Raw genomic sequence first — 15,467 nt, 5'->3', positions numbered from 1 at the left:
GCTTGCGGATGTATAAGGGCGTGGGTTCCTCAATACGGTTTTCCTGAATTATCGTTTTGCTGACAGAAGTTGCTCGCAGAAACTGCGCCTGACAAAAAAGTCATCCCCTGGAGGCTCATCCCAATGAAAATTAACAACACAACAGAGGACTTTTTCAGAATGTATGAAGCAGATACGTCTTTTCAACTAGATGACTACCACCAGCACCATCTGGAAATCTTCACAACCTACTTCCATAGCTATTGCAAAAAGACCGAGCAAAAATTAACCGCTGCGAAAGAACGCTATCCCCAGGATTACGAGAATTGAAGGAAGTTGCAGCAGTGTTGCCTGGCGTAATCGAGGAACTTTCGGAAAAAGGAGAATCCTATTTTGGCTTCTCCCTCCCTGTCTCTGCCCATATTTTCACAGGTTTGTATGCCTCCAATGCATTTGTTGATCATCAGATGGAAATGTATTTCGCGATCGAAAAATTATCGCAGGATCCAAGCCTGCTCCGAGTGATCGTCGCACATGAAATGATTCACAGCTATCATTATCATTTGCTTGGCCATGCTGGCATCGACTGGCAGGCAATTGACTGGTCGGACGTTCGCAACTCCCTGTATTTGGAAGGTGTCGCGACCTATCTTTCCGAAAAACTCGTACCCGGTCACCCGCAGCATGTATATTTTTCCTATGAGGATGAAGGAGAGGACTGGCTGGATTTCTGCAAGCAGAATCATAAGAAAATTGCCGCTGCATTCCTTGCTGATTTGGATAGTGAGAATGTAAACATGGAAAAGGAATGGCTCCGTTTGTCCGGCGGGCAGCATTTCGGATACAATCGCCTCGGCTATTACCTCGGCACCACGCTTGTTCGTGACCTGCTTGAAGAGTTGCAGGAAGAAGAAATGCTGAAGATGCTTGCTGAAAAGGATGTCGCAGGTGAAGTGGATCGGTGGCTGAGGCAGTGGGGGTAATTAACTCCCTCTCTGAGACGTCCTCTCATCCCAGCATTCACTGTATGTGATCTCCCCTTCATTATCGATAAATTTTCTAATACTTGCAGCCCCATTATTTGAAGGGTAGCGCATTTTTACCTAGATCTGTTTTTTCTTCCCGCACTTTACGCAGTACGGGGGCTTTTGAATGGATTGAGACTCACTTTTTACCTCCCATATCATTTGCTCTACAAAAAAGGCCAGCAAGTCCATAACAGACTCCCTGGCTCATCCTTATCTCCACTCTACTGTCGTCGGCAGCACATCCTCCAGTTGCTGCTGATAATGCTGCTTGTCATCCCCAGTCATCCATAAATGAATCACGCCGGCATCTGAATTGGTGCGAATCAGGCGACCGACGCCCTGACGCAAACGCAGCAGCATGTAAGGTGTGTCGACTTCTTTGTCCGGGCTCTCCGCATGTTTGCGTTTTGCCTGGAAGACTGGATCTCTCGGCGGGAACGGCAAAGAGGCAATCAGCACCTGTGTCAGAGTCTCGCCAGGCACATCCAGCCCCTCCCATAAATGGTAGGCGCAAAGCACCGTAGCTTCCTCTGTCTGGAACTGCTTCACCGTCTCGCTGATCTCCCGGTCTCCCTCATAAAGCAGGGTGAATGGCAAATCTTTCTCCGCTATCCAGCCGCGGAATCGGTTCATTTCTTCTGCCGTAGAAAACAGTACCAGCGACCTGCCCTCGTTTTCTTGCAACTGCTCCGCTATTTTTTCCCATTTCTGCTGTTCTTCTTCCTCGACATGTCCGATTAGATCCATTTTCTCGTCATAATCGAATGGCGAATCCACCGTGAAGGAGTCATAGGACGCAATCCCCAAGCTGTTTGCCAGGTAGGAGAAATCTCCACCCTGCGCCAAGGTCGCGGAGGAAAACACAAACGGAATATCCTGAGAAAATACTTCCTGTCGCAGCACGTTTTCCACCAGCCGTGGCATAATGACCAAGCTTGTTGTGGTTTCATTTTCCTCAAGCCAATAGATGCCCTCATCACTTTTCAGCAAAATAGACAGCCCACGCGAGAAAAATTCTAAGTATTCCTCGATGATCTTGATATGATAGTCATCCATCGTGAACAGTTCCGCATCAAACACTAGCTGTTCCAATAGTTGATCCACCTTCTGCTGCAGGTTTTCCGCAATTTGAACCGCTTGTGGCTCGAGGCTGACCTCTTGCCGGTTGGACCCCTCCACGAGCACGGCACTCTTTTTCAAGGTATCAAACCACTGCTCATGCAGGTCGATAATTTCCTCAACGAGCACAAGGGATTCCTCACGCACATCCTGCCCCATGTAGCCTGTCAGGACATTCGTCAGCGCATCAAAATTGAATCGGTACGTCAAACCCTTCTGCGCTGCAAATTCCAGCAGATGCCCCTCGTCAAATATGACACAGCTTGATTCGGGCAAGAGCGGCATCTGCCCCTCGCGCTTCCGGGAATCCTTTGTCCAGATATGCTCCATGTAAAAATCATGCGAACAAATAATCAGGTCTGTCGCATGTCGGTAATAGTCCCGGTTCAATGTCTGGCCGCTCCGGTGGCGCCACTCACAGGTCGAGCACTGTTGAAGCGGATCCCAGGCAATTGCTTCCCATTTTTCATCAGGCACCCAGGGATATTCTTTCCGGTCGCCATACCGCTCAAACGCCTGCATCGACGCCCCTGTATCAAACACAAAATCGGGAATCTCGTCATGGACCCTTAAAATATCCTCATCATCTGTCTGCAGGCTGATCGGGTCAAGCTTTTTCATACATACATAGTTCTCTCGCGCTTTCGCCAGCCGTACATCGATGTTCAGTCCAAGCGACTCTTCCAGCTTCTCAATATCCCCGCCCCGCTTCACCAGCTGCTCAATCAGGGTTTCATCGGCACAGGAAATGATCGCGGGTTGTCTGCGGTATCGCGCATAACAAATTGCATAGATCAGGTAGACAAGTGTTTTTCCCGTCCCCACACCGGCTTCCGCAAAAATCGTCCGTTTATTTTTAAAAGCCTGTTCCAGCTGGAAGGCCATATAAATTTGCTCATCGCGCAATTCAAAGCCTTTCTCAGGCAATATATCGTAAAAAACATCGCCGACATAATCGCCCAGTCGGTCAAAGAAATTATCTGTCTTTCCTACAGTAAATGGAAGTGAACTGGTTCTTGTCATCTTAAACTCCTTTTTCGATCATTGAAAGGGCTATTATACGTGATTTGAGGCCGGTTGTCACTTATGGGGTTCGGGTTTGGGGAGAGGGTGAATTGCTGTGATGAATAAAAACACTTACTCAGGCGAGGAAAAACCCGGTCGAGCACTTCTAAAGACCTAAACCTCTCCTTGAGCAGTGGAAAAGTTCCATAAAACGTTTCTAAAGGCCAGAATTTCTCCTCTAGACAAAGTAAATGAAGTCATAGGAGCATTCTAAAGATCAAAACAGCCCACCCAAATGCTAAAAATGTCCAATAGAGGGTTTCTACTAGACAGAACAGCCCGGCCAGACGGCAGAAATGTCCAGTAGATCTCGCTTCCGACGAATGAGGCAGTCCTTCCGCTGAAACGCCAGCCTCCCACTCTACCTAAACCCAAAGGAAACCCGCCACCGCGGGTTTCCAATTTATTTCCCCTTCATATAATCCAACACTTCCTGGTCAATTTTCCCCCGCTCCAATTCCCGGCCTTCAAAATTTTCGACATGGAGGAAGGATGTCAGTGCTTCATACAATGTATCCCCATTCACGTCCGTCCCTTGCAAAAATCCCAGCCGCTGAAGGTGCTGTGCTATCTCTTCTCTAACCTCTCCCTCTATGGTAAGGATATTTTCTTCCTTCACATGGCCGAAATACAGCTGATGCAGGCGATACACCCGGATCAGTTCCTTGATCGGATCGGGATGTTCATCGACACGCAGATCGATGTAGCGGTCATTTGCTCCCAGGTAGCCGCCTTTTTCCTTCACCACATAAATGGCTGCGGCCTGTTTTCCCCGGCTGTCTCCTCCTGCTTCCTGGCCGGCATCCAGAGCTTCCAGCAGGCGTTCGGCGAGACTGCCGCTTGTCCGTTCAAATGTGCTCCCCATTGCTTCGACGGTTTCCTCACTTACCAGAATATTTCCCTGGGCGGCATAATGCTTACCTGTTTTTCCGCCAGCCCAGTCCAAGCAGTTGTCGCCGGTGAAAGTTGCCGCATTGCCGCGGGCATCGACCACACCAACCTGCCTGTCCTGTTTGCCGTCATCCGCCTCGGTCAAAAGCTGTATCGTTTCCTCTGCGGTTTTCCCTTGCTCGAGCAGTTCCAAGCCATCCGGGCCATATGTCGGGTTCGCAAATGCCTGTGTTGCCACAGCGCCAACGCCTGCTTTTGCCCATGGCACCACGGAACCTACCCCAATAAATTTGGATTGCACAGCAACGCCCCATTCTCTTGCTTCCGGATCAAATCCAACGATAGAAAATGTCATCTTTGCTTCTCTCCTTCATCTGTCGCCTGTATTGTCAGAAAAATTATATATTCATTTTACCATGTTTTTACCGATCGTCCATGCCCCTTTTTATCAAAATAGTTTAGAAACAGCGGCACACCTGCATTTGTCCTTTTAAAAAATATATTTTTCCAGCTGATGCCACCAAACAGGCTTTTGTTTCGATTGTAGTTGCAGAAGGGGGTGGCAGGAATGGATTTATCGCGTTAGAAGGTTGAGCGACCATGCAAATTCGACATTCTTCAATAAACTGTTATTGGAACAAAAATAATTTAATGGAGGAGATAATGATGAAGCTTTATCTTGATCCCGGACATGGCGGCGGAGATCCCGGCGCACAGGGAAATGGACTAAATGAAAAGGACGTTGTGCTGGATATTGCGTTGCGAATCCGCAACATCCTGACAAGTGATTATGAGAATGTAAATGTAAGGATGAGCCGCACCGGTGACGAAGGTGTCAGCCTCAGCCAAAGGACAAATGAGGCGAACGCATGGGGAGCGGATTACTTCCTATCCGTGCACTGCAATGCCTTTAACGGAGCGGCTTCCGGCTATGAAGACTTTATTTACAGCGGACTGTCGGATGCGTCCCAGACTGCGTATTATCAGGATTTGATGCATGCCGCGATCTCTGATGTGAACCAATTGCGCAACCGCGGGCAGAAAAAGGCGAATTTCCACGTATTAAGGGAGAGCGCCATGCCGGCCTTGCTCACCGAGAATGGGTTTATTGACAATGATGGAGATGCCGCACTGATAAGCTCCCCATCCTGGAGACAGACGGTAGCACAGGGGCATGTCAACGGCCTGGCTGATGCGTTCAACCTGCAGCGAAAAGAACAGGATAGCGGCAATGTCTACCGGATTATCGCCGGATCTTTCAAATCCCGTGACAATGCAGATGAGCGAGTGGACTTTCTCGACGGTCGTGGTGTCAATTCCTTCGTCGATACTGTTACAGTTGACGGCGAAAACTGGTATCGTGTTCAGGCCGGCGCTTTCACCAATCGGGAAAATGCCGAAAACCATTTGCAGACAGTGAGAAACGCTGGCGTCCCGGATGCCTATATAGTCACAGAACCACAATAAATGAAACATCCGGGTAGTCCTTGCTATCCGGATGTTCTCTTTTTCCGTGCATAAAAACCGGAATCCTGCAAAAAATGAGGAAAAAGGAGGAACATACATGAGCCATATGAAACTGCTAGCAGTAAAATTCATTGCCTGTCTCGCACTATTGTATATCGTATTAGGTTTAGGATTTGGCATGAATTTCGGCAATGTACTTATGATTACGCTAGTGCTTGGGGTGTTTGCTTATGCCGGGGACATGCTGATTATGCCCCGAATCGGCAACATAGCGGCCACGATTGCTGATTTTGCGCTCAGCTTTGTTGTTATTTACTTTATGAGCTATGCCCTGGCAGATGGCGGCAACTGGTTTACTGCATCATTGATTGCCGCAGCCGGCACAGCGGTTTTTGAGTATTTTTATCATCGCTATGTTAGATCGGAAATGCACGAAGGACGTAAAGAGCGTAAGCTGCGTCAAGGACATACCATGCAGACCGAAGCCTCGGAAGAAAGTTTTCCATTTGACCAGAACAAGAAGGATGAGTAGTTGGCAAGGAATCTGCCGTCTATCTGGCGGCGGATTCCCTGTATTTACATAAAAGTGGGAGCCACGGGCCTGTTCATTGCTTACATAAAAACCATCACAAGCAGCGGTACAATAATAGAAACGGCCACTGCACTGACGACCATGGCAATTGTCGCAATCGAGCCTTCCAATTCGCTGTTTTCCATCGCAGAGGCAGTGCCGATTGCGTGAGAAGCACTCCCAATGCCAATACCCCGCCCTATTGAATCAACAGGACCAAACAGCTTGAATACAAACGAACTGATCATGACACCGCCAACCCCTGCAATCATCACAAAAACTGCAGCCAGTGACCCCACGCCGCCCAAGCTGACTGCTACATCCATCGCCACAGCAGTAGTAGCATTTTTCGGGAGCAGGGAATAAAAAATGGCTCCATCCACGTCGGCCCAGACTGCCAGCAGCATGCCGCTTGCCACACCGACGAACGCTCCCACCAAAGTTCCCGAGAGGAGCGGCACGGTCAGTTTTTTCAATGTAGACCAGTGCTGGTAAAGCGGATAGGCGAGTGCCACTACCGCAGGACCAAGCAGCTGATTAATCCATTCGCCGCCGATCATGTAAGTTTCATAAGGAATATCGAAGCTAAGCAAGAAAATAATGACAATTGGTGTTGCGACAATCACCGGTGCTGTGAAGGAAACGGGCCATTTTTTATGGACAAACTGCCCGATTTGATAACAGACAATCGTCCCCAATACAGCAGCTATCCCAATCCAAATTTCATTCATGCTCCGCTTCCCTCCTTCTCATTAATGCCTGACTCACATGCCCGCCTGTCACCATCACCAGCGCTGTGCTAATGAGGCCGATCAGTATAAGTACGACCCCTTTTCCGGCGAACAGGTCAAAATAATTCATCACCCCGGCCGTCACCGGAATAAAAAAGAAAGCAAGATGTTTAATAATGAAGGCAGTTCCCGCTTCAATCCACTGCACCTTCAGCACCCCGCTGATCAATAAAGTAAATAGCAGCACGAGACCGATGACACTCCCCGGGATAAACAAATTAAATAATTGCTGAATCCACGTTCCCGCTATAAAAATGATATATAGTACAGCTATATGAAAAGCTACCGTAAAGAATTTAAGCACGTATATCCGCTCCAATGTTTTTCTCAACAGATACCAGTATAGCAAAAAACACGGGCGGGATGGGGTTATCGGGCATGAAAAACGGCTGCCAACCAAAGTTGACAGCCGTTTTTATTAGTAGTGTATGCCTTTTCCGCTCCATGCTGCGGCTGAAAGGTTTAGGGTCGATTCACCCCTCCACCTTCTCCTCAAACCTCGCAATCAATGCAAAAATATAAGCAGTATTCTTTGAAGCGTTTGATGCCTTGCTCCTCACACCCTTTTCTCCGTCCTGCCAACGGTCATAGAAGGCGTGAACCCGCTCAAACTCTTTCAGTCCGATTTTCCGCTCTTTGGACAGGCTCACACTTGGCTTTTGAAAGGTTGCCGGTTTGATCAGCAATACTTCTTCAGCGGGCCGGACGGCAAACCATAGCGGCTTTTGGTGGTTTTTCGTTACAGTATGAATTTCAAATTCGTAATCCCTCTGATGTATAAGATTCCATAGCTGTTCTGCATCCATATTCCACTCCTCCAATCATCCGTCATGCATTCCGTTTGTCTTCCTGCAACATACGCCGCGTTTTAATGTACGTCACAGCTTCCAATAATTCATCCTCTTTGACTTCCACGTTGTCTACAAGCAGTTTGAATTGCCCAACATCTCTTTTATTCTGCAAATTGAGCACAGCTTGCTTGCTGTCCCTGCCTTGCAAGTATTCCAGCGAGACATTGAAATAATCAGCGATTCGCTTTAGATGGTTGGGGCCCGGCTCCTTCTTGTTCATTTCGTAGCCCCATATAATGCTTTTGGCAAATTTAATTTCTGCAGCCAGTTCATCATGGGAAAGCCCCCGCTCCTGCCGCAGTTCTTTTATTCTAGTTCCAATATTGGACATATGTCTACCCCCGATTTTCTATCTTCTATGTTTTTTTACTATTTTATTTATTGTAATTTTATCATAAGGGGCGAGATATTGATAGTCTATTGCCCGAAAAACCGGATATAAGTAAATTTTGATTTTTCAAAACTTCAGGCTAATATATTTCCAGCAGCCCACCGATATATCCAGAAAAACCCCGTTTCCTTTCCATACACGAAAGGCGGGGTTTTTAAACTTGATCGAGCGATCTGTCACTTACTTCCTTAACTCACAAAAATCGAGCGACATGCCGCTGGGTGGGCGCTGTCGCTCGATTTGGGATTGTGTTTCGCTAGATTTTAGGTACCGCTCGCCCGATTATCCACCTAGCAGCCTCCACACCACTCATCAACCACTAATTATTGATATACTTCTCAAATACGTCGCCGAAGTCTTTTTCATGATACTGTTCTCTGATCGATTTAAGCCAGTCAAAGCCGAACTCAGTCAGCTCCTTGTATTGCCCGGCAAGCTGAGGTTCGGAGGTACGGGAATTCTGCAGGATGGACACTGCTTTATCCAGACTTTGGCCTGCCATGCCTTGGATAATTTCATTTTCATGCGTGATTTCAGCGATGTAAAGCAGGGCTTTGTAGAGATCTTTTAATTTCTCAATCTCATCTTTATGTACATCAATGTGGAATACCTGGTTGCCGAGCTGGAAGGCGATTTCGATATCCAGGTCAATCCGCCCTGCTGTCTCCAGCACGACATTGGAAAGTTTGTGCTGGGAATACGGATAGCGCTTCAGGGTCTGCTTGGATGAGCTGGCTTTCTCCCCGTCCACGTGAATCAGCGCCAGATTGGTAAAGCAATATTCATCGGCTTTCGTTTTGATCAAGAAGTAAATTTTTTCGTTGTCTTCATCTCTGACGTAATCATCCGCATCTGTTTTGTCATAATCATGCGGTTCGATGATTCTCCCGATATCGGACAGCCCGAGCGCATCGGAGGCGATTTTTTTAAACATAGTTACATCTCCCTCTCTTTATCTGATTTTTTAATTCAGAATTATTATATCACTTTTTCACCTGCAAAAGACACCCTTTAATCCAGCCGCCGGTCACAAAAATTAAACAGCGGGCAGCCCTCACATATCGGGGTTGCCTTGCAGTGCGCTTTTGCATGCTCGTCAATCAGGGCGTGGAATTCGTTGTGAAGTTGGAGATCGCCTGGGACGGCCTCCTCCACCTTTTTGCGGAAGGCATCATAGCTTTTCGGCATATTAAAGCCGACGCGGTAAAAAATCCGCCGTGCATAGGCATCTACAACAAACACTGGCTTGTCCAGCGCATACAGAAGAATGACATCCGCGGTTTCCCGGCCGATGCCGTTAATTGCCAGGAGTTCCTCGCGAAGCTGATCTTTTCCCGCTTTGCTGGCTTCCCGGACGGAATAATCATAGCTGCCAAACCACTCCATAAATGCCTTAATGCGTTTTGCCTTTATATTGAAAAAGCCGCTGGAGCGAATATGTCCAGCAAGCTCCTCCACAGGCATTCGAGCAATCAATTCAGGATCCAAGTAGGTACGCAGGTTATTCAGTGCTTTAGCAGCATTGCGCCAGTTGGTATTTTGCACAAGAATAGAGCCGGTCATCATCTCAAACGGCGTATCGGCAGGCCACCAATACTGCGGTCCGTAGTAATCAAGCAACTTATCATAAATGACGCGATAGCCCCGTTCCATCAGCTGCTTTCCAGCTCCAGAAGTTTTTCTTTCATGGTCAGGCCGCCGCGAAACCCTGTCAGCTTCCCGCTTTTGCCGACGACGCGATGGCAGGGAACGACAAGCATAACAGGGTTAGCCCCGATTGCTGCACCTACCGCTCGGACCGCACGTGGTCTGCCGATTTTTTCGGCGATGTCTCCGTAAGTAACCGTGTCTCCGTAAGGAATACGCATGAGTGCCTCCCAAACAGCTTCCTGAAATTCCGTGCCGCGCAGATCGACAGGCAGCTCGAAACTGCGGCGCTCACCGGTTAAAAATTCACCCAGCATTAAGGCATAGGGAGCCACTTTTCCCTCGTCTTCAATCAGCTCAGACCCAGGTCGCTTGGCGGTACACCATGCTTCTACCTCTTCTCTTTCCTTGTCCTCGGAACCGACAAAGCAAAGCCCGGCTTCTGTGACAGCAAGGTAGAGCGACCAGTTTTCCACTGCTAAACGCCCAAGATAAATTCGTTCTACTGGCTTGTTCAACGCTGTCCCCTCCTTTTGGCGTAAACTTAAATCACTTCTGCTTCCTTCAACATTTCCTCAATCGCTGCCGCCACACCATTTTCGTTGTTTGTATTTGTCGTGTGACTGCAAAGCTGCTTGACTTCCTCCATCGCGTTCCCCATCGCAACCGCGCGGCCAGCCTTTTGCAGCATGCTGACATCATTGAAGTTATCACCCATTGCCATGACATCTTCCATTCCGACTCCAAGACGTTTTGCGAAAAGCTCAACAGCTGTTCCTTTTTGCGCATCGGGATGGTTGAATTCCAGGTTAATCTCCCCGGACGAGGTGATCACCATATCCCTCACATCTTCCAATTGCTTGTACACCTTAAGCCGATTTTCTTCTTTCAGGGAAAAGCCGAGCATCTTATAGATCAGCAGGTCTTCCGCGTGAAACAGTTCCTCTGCAGCGCCGATAAACTGCATCTTCTCAATTTCCAGATACTGCTTAGCGCCTTCATAAATTTGTTCGTCTGTCGCTTTCGGGTTAGCAGTGGCAATGATGTCCATGATTACTTTCATAAATTGCTCCCGGCTGTCGGCATACACGCCTTTGCTGGTAAAAAACACGGTATGCATGTCACTCTTGCGGCAGCCTTCAAGGACTTTTTTGCAGACAGCTGTGTCCATTGGCACTTCACGGATCATCTGTCCATCTTCGTTTGAGGAAATCGCTCCATTCAAACTGATGATCGGACAGGTGATTCCCGCTTCCTGAAGCGGCAGATTTGCAGATTGCCAGGTTCTTCCTGTCACGGCCATAAACGTGATGCCGTGCTCTTGGGCCCGCATGATCGCCTGGGCATTCTCTGGGCTGATTTTCCCGTTTTCATTTAACAATGTTCCATCTAAGTCACTGGCAATAAATTTCATGTTTTCCTCCTGTAGGTTAGCTGGATGATGTATAGTCAAGCACAAAAATTCGACAAAATTCGGGAAGTGACAGGCACTAACCCACAGGCACTAACCCGAGCTGGTGACTTTTCCCATGCGTTTGCTGATATCAATCACATCTTCGGCTAGCTTTCTCAGCCGGAAAAGAATCTCACCATCAATGATTTCTTTTTTCTCGTTAAAAAACCTTTCTTCAACAAACACGTATTGCGGCAGCACCATGCCTTTTAGGTAAGAAAGTATTGGTTTCAGCTGATGCTCAACGACGAGATGATGATGGGAAGAGCCTGCAGTAGAGACGATTCCAATGGTTTTATTCATGATTGCATCCACCGGCAAAAGGTCAAAAAGATTCTTTAATGCGCCGGGAATGGATGCCTGAAAAACCGGTGTGCCGATGATCAACGCATCTGCTTCGGTGATTTTTTCAATGACCGTCCGGGTATCCCCGGTGTAATCTTTGTAAAAGCGGCCGTCGCAGAATTCCAGCTGGTAATCCTTCATATCCAAGAGTTCTACCTCAATTTCTTTGTTGAGGTCTGTTATATTATCTAAAACCTTTTCTACTGTGACCCGGGTTTTGGTGCCGACAATAGATCCGGATAGTCCTATCACTTTCATTTTTTTACCCCCGTTGCATCGTACCTGATTACTTTTCATTTCATGTCTCTTTTTATTATACGTCATTTGCCGATTTAGTTCTTTTCCGACGACTTGCCAGGAAAAGCAGCGAAAAGCTCATGGCTGAAAGGCCCCGTCCTGCTTCATAAATTTTTCCAGACTGGCGACGTTCTGCGGGCAAATTATTCGGATAAATGATATAATTAAAAACATAAATGACCGCAATGCCCTCTGTTTCCCTTATTGATTATCCATATAAATTTCAGAGAATCGCTGATACTTGGAGGTTCCTGCAAAAAAACCATTTTACTGCATGACAGCTAAATTCCCTTTTTGGCATCTCGTCCATCTTTTTATACCAAATCCTTAGGCCGAAAAACCTGGTACGAGCCAGCTTTTCCCGCAACAACCCATTTTAACAGTACAGGTATGAGCAAAGGGAAGTTTGGCGATAAGGCAAGATTTCTAAGCCGATAGGAAACTGATCCATACTTTCTTATTCTGCGTAAGCACAACAAAGGATTGTCACGACAAGGTTTATTGTGGCAAACCAAGTTTCATCACGAAATATTACTAGAAGGTGTGTTGTAATGGACAACATTAAAGATACGATACTCGAAGTTATTTATTCTATTATCCCCATCACGATTGTGATTACCATCCTGCAGTTTACGCTGATTGGATTGCCGGCGGAGACATTTATCCAGTTTATGATTGGCGTGGTGATGGTCGGTTTCGGTCTGGTCCTGTTTCTCCTCGGGGTCAATGTCGGACTATTGCCGGTCGGCGAATTGATCGGCTCCGCTTTATCCAAGTCGAAAAAAGTTTGGATGATCGTCCTGTTCGGCTTTTTGCTTGGTGTTGTTGTTACGATTGCAGAACCGGATGTACGGGTGCTTGCCAGTCAGGTTGATACCGTGTCCGGCGGGGAGATCCCGCAAAGCGTGCTGATTCTCGCAGTAGCCCTAGGGGTGGGGATTTTCGTGGCGCTTGCCATGCTGCGAATTGTATTCAATATCAGCATCGTCGTTATTCTGGCGATTGGCTATGGCTTAATCTTCACGATAGCTGCATTTACACCCCCTGTCTTCGTGCCGATTTCCTTTGATTCCGGCGGAGTGACGACCGGACCGCTGACGGTGCCGTTTGTCCTCGCCTTAGGGGTCGGAGTTGCTTCCGTGATACGAGGCAAAACCGCTTCAACGGATGGCTTTGGACTGGTGGCGCTGGCTTCCATTGGACCGGTGCTATCCGTGCTGATTTTAGGAGTGATTTACGCATGAATTTGCATATATTTGAAGGGTTTGGCGCCACTATGGAGGAAGTCGCCATCGCATTATTGCCTCTATTGCTTCTCTTTTTCGTGTTTCAGATCTTCTTTTTAAGATTGCCGAAAAGAAAGCTGCTAGATATTGGTGTTGGATTTCTGCTGACATTTTTCGGTTTGTCCTTTTTCCTGCAGGGCGTGCATATCGGTTTCCTTCCTGTTGGCGAACTGATGGGTGAAAGACTGGGAGCCATGGATCATAAATGGCTCCTGCTGCCGATTGGCTTTTTCCTGGGTTTTTTTGCGATTTATGCCGAGCCTGCGGTGAGCGTATTGATTCACCAGGTGGATAAGGCTTCCGGGGGCTATATTCCAGAGAAGGTTCTCTTGTACACGCTATCGATTGGAGTCGGACTGGCAATTGTTTTGGCCATGATTCGTATACTATTGGGAATTTCCCTATGGTATTTCGTCCTTCCAGGCTATATAATAGCATTAATATTAGTAAGGTTTTCATCAAAGACGTTCACATCGATCGCTTTCGATTCAGGCGGGGTGGCGACAGGACCGATGACAGCCACCTTTATTCTGGCGATGTTCGTCGGGATCGCTTCGGTTACAGAGGGCAGGGATCCGCTCTTAGACGGGTTTGGCATGGTTGCGCTTGTGGCACTTGCTCCTATCCTGTCCGTCTTAACCCTGGGAATTCTGTTTCAGCGAAAGGAGAAGGCTCAAGATGGCAAAAGTAAAGAGCGGGCAAAAACTGCTCATCACGATCGTTAGAAAAGAAAAAGCCAAAAAGGTCATCCAGGCCTCCAAAAGGGCAGGCGCTCAGGGCGGAACTACCCTGTACGGCAAAGGTTTTCGCGTAAATGACAAACACAGCTTTCTGGGCATCCCGGTGGAACGGGAAAGAGAAGTTATCCTGACGATGGTCCCGGAGGATATTTTCCCGGATGTCATGAATGAAATTATTTACGCGGTGAAACTGGAAAAACCACGGCAGGGAATCGGGTTTGTGGTCGACCTCAAACAGTTCTCAGGTATTGCGCATATGCTTGATGTGGAAGCGGAAATTGAGGAAACAGGCAATGAGGGTGGGTATGACATTATGGAAGAAAAAAAACCGTTGTATGATCTGATCGTTACCATTGTCAATAAAGGAGATTCGGAAAAGGTTGTGGATGCTTCCAAGGATGCAGGAGCAGAGGGCGGGACCATCCTGCACGGCCGGGGCACCGGCATTCATGAGCAGGCAAAGCTGTTCAACATCCAGATCGAGCCAGAAAAAGAGCTTGTGCTTACCCTGATTACCCGCGACAAAACGGAAACGGTTCTGAGAGCAATTGAAGAGGGTGCCTCCCTTAACAAGCCAGGAGTTGGGATCGCCTTTGTGTTGAAAGTGGAGAAAACGGTAGGAATTAATCATGTGTTGAATAAGATGATGAGTGATCGGTTTGACGAATGAGCCGCGCGATTTGGCGGTGTGAGTGCGCGATTTGGGGCGTGGGCGCGCGATTCGGCCCTGTGTTTGCGCGATTTGAGGCGGTGTCCGCGCGACTTTCAATGAAGGTTGCGCGATTAAGCAGGCGCTCGTCCGTCAATCTTAAAAATCCCAATTTCCCACCTCATAGATGGGACATTGGGATTTTTTTAAGGAGCATCAAATCAGCCTAAATAGTTCTTTGCAATAGCTTTATAAATCTCGATACACTCTAAGTATTTATCGATATCAACGTGTTCATCGGGTTGATGAGCTTGTGCGGTGACACCAGGCCCTAATACAACGACGGGAAAATCCTTGTCTGCCTGCACAAATTGGGAACTGTCGGTATAGCCTGTGATTCCGCCAAGTTTTGTACTGCCACCCATTGACCCCACTGCGACTTGTACCGTTTTGACAAACGGATCATCATCAGACGTCGTCATCGAGGATTGGTCGTTTAGAATACGAATTTCTGACTTTAGGTCGGGATATTGCTGTTTAACATTTTCGATGACCCCTTCAATTTGTCCGATAATTTGGTTATGATCCTGGGAAGGGACCGTGCGTATATCAATATTGGCAGAACATCGATCCGGAACCACATTCGTGTTTGCTCCGCCCTGGATGACATTTATGCTGAAGGTCGGGCCGCCCAGCTTGCTGTCTTCTTCGTACTGTAATTTAAAATTCTCGCCCAACAATTGATGGATGATTTCATTCATATGGACGATCGCGTTCACGCCCGTTCGTATTATAAGGTCAGCCAGTCATTTCTGGTTGACCTATTTTTAATGGGTTTTATGCTTGAAGTAGCCGGGGTAGAACGTTCGCGCCCGTGGGACACCGATCCCGTCCGTA

At 47.7% G+C, this 15,467-nt stretch carries 19 protein-coding genes; 7 read left to right on the top strand and 12 right to left on the bottom strand.

The genetic code is table 11. The features are described from left to right. Positions 1 to 123: 123 nt before the first annotated feature. Positions 124 to 309 carry a hypothetical protein gene (locus CEG13_RS16870; RefSeq protein ID WP_100013065.1) on the top strand — a complete coding sequence of 62 codons (186 nt, stop codon included), beginning with the start codon at positions 124 to 126 and terminating at the stop codon, positions 307 to 309. Beyond that, the gene (locus CEG13_RS16865) at positions 306 to 962 is read left to right on the top strand and encodes an aminopeptidase (RefSeq protein WP_100013064.1); all 657 of its coding nucleotides are present in this window, start codon (positions 306 to 308) and stop codon (positions 960 to 962) included. Before CEG13_RS16870 ends, CEG13_RS16865 begins: the two co-directional genes overlap by 4 nt. 255 nt (positions 963 to 1,217) lie before the next feature. Here the strand turns inward: CEG13_RS16865 and CEG13_RS16860 are convergent, their stop codons facing one another. Both CEG13_RS16860 and CEG13_RS16855 read right to left on the bottom strand, forming a co-directional pair. Next, the gene (locus CEG13_RS16860) at positions 1,218 to 3,149 is read right to left on the bottom strand and encodes an ATP-dependent DNA helicase (RefSeq protein ID WP_100013063.1); all 1,932 of its coding nucleotides are present in this window, start codon (positions 3,147 to 3,149) and stop codon (positions 1,218 to 1,220) included. Positions 3,150 to 3,594: 445 nt separating this feature from the next. Next, positions 3,595 to 4,437: a DUF1028 domain-containing protein gene (locus CEG13_RS16855; RefSeq protein WP_100013062.1), complete on the bottom strand. Its 843-nt coding sequence runs from the start codon at positions 4,435 to 4,437 to the stop codon at positions 3,595 to 3,597. 308 nt (positions 4,438 to 4,745) lie between these two features. Here CEG13_RS16855 and CEG13_RS16850 point away from each other — a divergent pair, with 308 nt between their 5' ends. Together CEG13_RS16850 and CEG13_RS16845 are read left to right on the top strand one after the other, a co-directional pair. Beyond that, on the top strand, positions 4,746 to 5,549 hold the full coding sequence (locus CEG13_RS16850) for an N-acetylmuramoyl-L-alanine amidase (RefSeq protein WP_192869563.1): 804 nt from the start codon (positions 4,746 to 4,748) through the stop codon (positions 5,547 to 5,549). A gap of 97 nt (positions 5,550 to 5,646) precedes the next feature. Further along, positions 5,647 to 6,081, top strand: a complete 435-nt coding sequence (locus tag CEG13_RS16845; RefSeq protein WP_100013060.1) for a YndM family protein — start codon at positions 5,647 to 5,649, stop codon at positions 6,079 to 6,081. A gap of 80 nt (positions 6,082 to 6,161) precedes the next feature. Here the strand turns inward: CEG13_RS16845 and CEG13_RS16840 are convergent, their stop codons facing one another. From CEG13_RS16840 to CEG13_RS16800, 9 genes are all read right to left on the bottom strand, one after another. After that, the gene (locus tag CEG13_RS16840; RefSeq protein ID WP_100013059.1) at positions 6,162 to 6,851 is read right to left on the bottom strand and encodes an LrgB family protein; all 690 of its coding nucleotides are present in this window, start codon (positions 6,849 to 6,851) and stop codon (positions 6,162 to 6,164) included. Next, positions 6,844 to 7,215, bottom strand: coding sequence for a CidA/LrgA family protein (locus CEG13_RS16835; protein ID WP_100013058.1), 372 nt, complete (start codon positions 7,213 to 7,215; stop codon positions 6,844 to 6,846). Before CEG13_RS16835 ends, CEG13_RS16840 begins: the two co-directional genes overlap by 8 nt. Positions 7,216 to 7,384: 169 nt before the next feature. After that, on the bottom strand, positions 7,385 to 7,717 hold the full coding sequence (locus CEG13_RS16830; RefSeq protein WP_100013057.1) for a hypothetical protein: 333 nt from the start codon (positions 7,715 to 7,717) through the stop codon (positions 7,385 to 7,387). A 22-nt stretch (positions 7,718 to 7,739) separates the two neighbouring features. Further along, positions 7,740 to 8,093, bottom strand: coding sequence for a helix-turn-helix domain-containing protein (locus CEG13_RS16825; RefSeq protein WP_100013056.1), 354 nt, complete (start codon positions 8,091 to 8,093; stop codon positions 7,740 to 7,742). A 379-nt stretch (positions 8,094 to 8,472) separates the two neighbouring features. Further along, on the bottom strand, positions 8,473 to 9,087 hold the full coding sequence (locus CEG13_RS16820) for a PH domain-containing protein (RefSeq protein ID WP_100013055.1): 615 nt from the start codon (positions 9,085 to 9,087) through the stop codon (positions 8,473 to 8,475). Positions 9,088 to 9,164: 77 nt separating this feature from the next. Next, complete coding sequence (locus CEG13_RS16815) at positions 9,165 to 9,806, bottom strand: endonuclease III domain-containing protein (protein ID WP_100013054.1); 642 nt, start codon at positions 9,804 to 9,806, stop codon at positions 9,165 to 9,167. Further along, the gene (locus tag CEG13_RS16810) at positions 9,806 to 10,318 is read right to left on the bottom strand and encodes a methylated-DNA--[protein]-cysteine S-methyltransferase (protein ID WP_204758498.1); all 513 of its coding nucleotides are present in this window, start codon (positions 10,316 to 10,318) and stop codon (positions 9,806 to 9,808) included. Before CEG13_RS16810 ends, CEG13_RS16815 begins: the two co-directional genes overlap by 1 nt. 26 nt (positions 10,319 to 10,344) lie before the next feature. Further along, positions 10,345 to 11,214, bottom strand: a complete 870-nt coding sequence (locus CEG13_RS16805; protein WP_100013053.1) for a Cof-type HAD-IIB family hydrolase — start codon at positions 11,212 to 11,214, stop codon at positions 10,345 to 10,347. A 90-nt stretch (positions 11,215 to 11,304) separates the two neighbouring features. Then, positions 11,305 to 11,856, bottom strand: a complete 552-nt coding sequence (locus tag CEG13_RS16800) for an NADPH-dependent FMN reductase (protein WP_100013052.1) — start codon at positions 11,854 to 11,856, stop codon at positions 11,305 to 11,307. Positions 11,857 to 12,446: 590 nt separating this feature from the next. Here CEG13_RS16800 and CEG13_RS16795 point away from each other — a divergent pair. Genes CEG13_RS16795 through CEG13_RS16785 form a run of 3 tightly spaced genes read left to right on the top strand, consistent with a single transcriptional unit; the run spans position 12,447 to position 14,591 of the window. Then, positions 12,447 to 13,139 (top strand): DUF1538 domain-containing protein, encoded by a 693-nt coding sequence (locus tag CEG13_RS16795; protein WP_100013051.1) that lies wholly within the window; start codon positions 12,447 to 12,449, stop codon positions 13,137 to 13,139. Further along, positions 13,136 to 13,906, top strand: a complete 771-nt coding sequence (locus CEG13_RS16790) for a DUF1538 domain-containing protein (protein WP_100013050.1) — start codon at positions 13,136 to 13,138, stop codon at positions 13,904 to 13,906. The genes CEG13_RS16795 and CEG13_RS16790 overlap by 4 nt, the downstream gene beginning before the upstream one ends. Further along, positions 13,860 to 14,591: a P-II family nitrogen regulator gene (locus CEG13_RS16785; protein WP_100013049.1), complete on the top strand. Its 732-nt coding sequence runs from the start codon at positions 13,860 to 13,862 to the stop codon at positions 14,589 to 14,591. The genes CEG13_RS16790 and CEG13_RS16785 overlap by 47 nt, the downstream gene beginning before the upstream one ends. Positions 14,592 to 14,791: 200 nt before the next feature. On the opposite strand, the gene CEG13_RS16780 is transcribed toward CEG13_RS16785, so the two are convergent. Continuing rightward, the gene (locus CEG13_RS16780) at positions 14,792 to 15,349 is read right to left on the bottom strand and encodes a M20 family metallopeptidase (RefSeq protein WP_275661817.1); all 558 of its coding nucleotides are present in this window, start codon (positions 15,347 to 15,349) and stop codon (positions 14,792 to 14,794) included. Between the last annotated feature and the right edge of the window lie 118 nt (positions 15,350 to 15,467).

This window comes from Lentibacillus sediminis, from assembly GCF_002763455.1.
Taxonomy (GTDB): Bacteria; Bacillota; Bacilli; order Bacillales; family Amphibacillaceae; genus Lentibacillus_D; species Lentibacillus_D sediminis_A.
The sequence above is the reverse complement of the archived record's forward strand: the minus strand, read 5'-3'. Positions and strand labels throughout refer to the sequence as shown.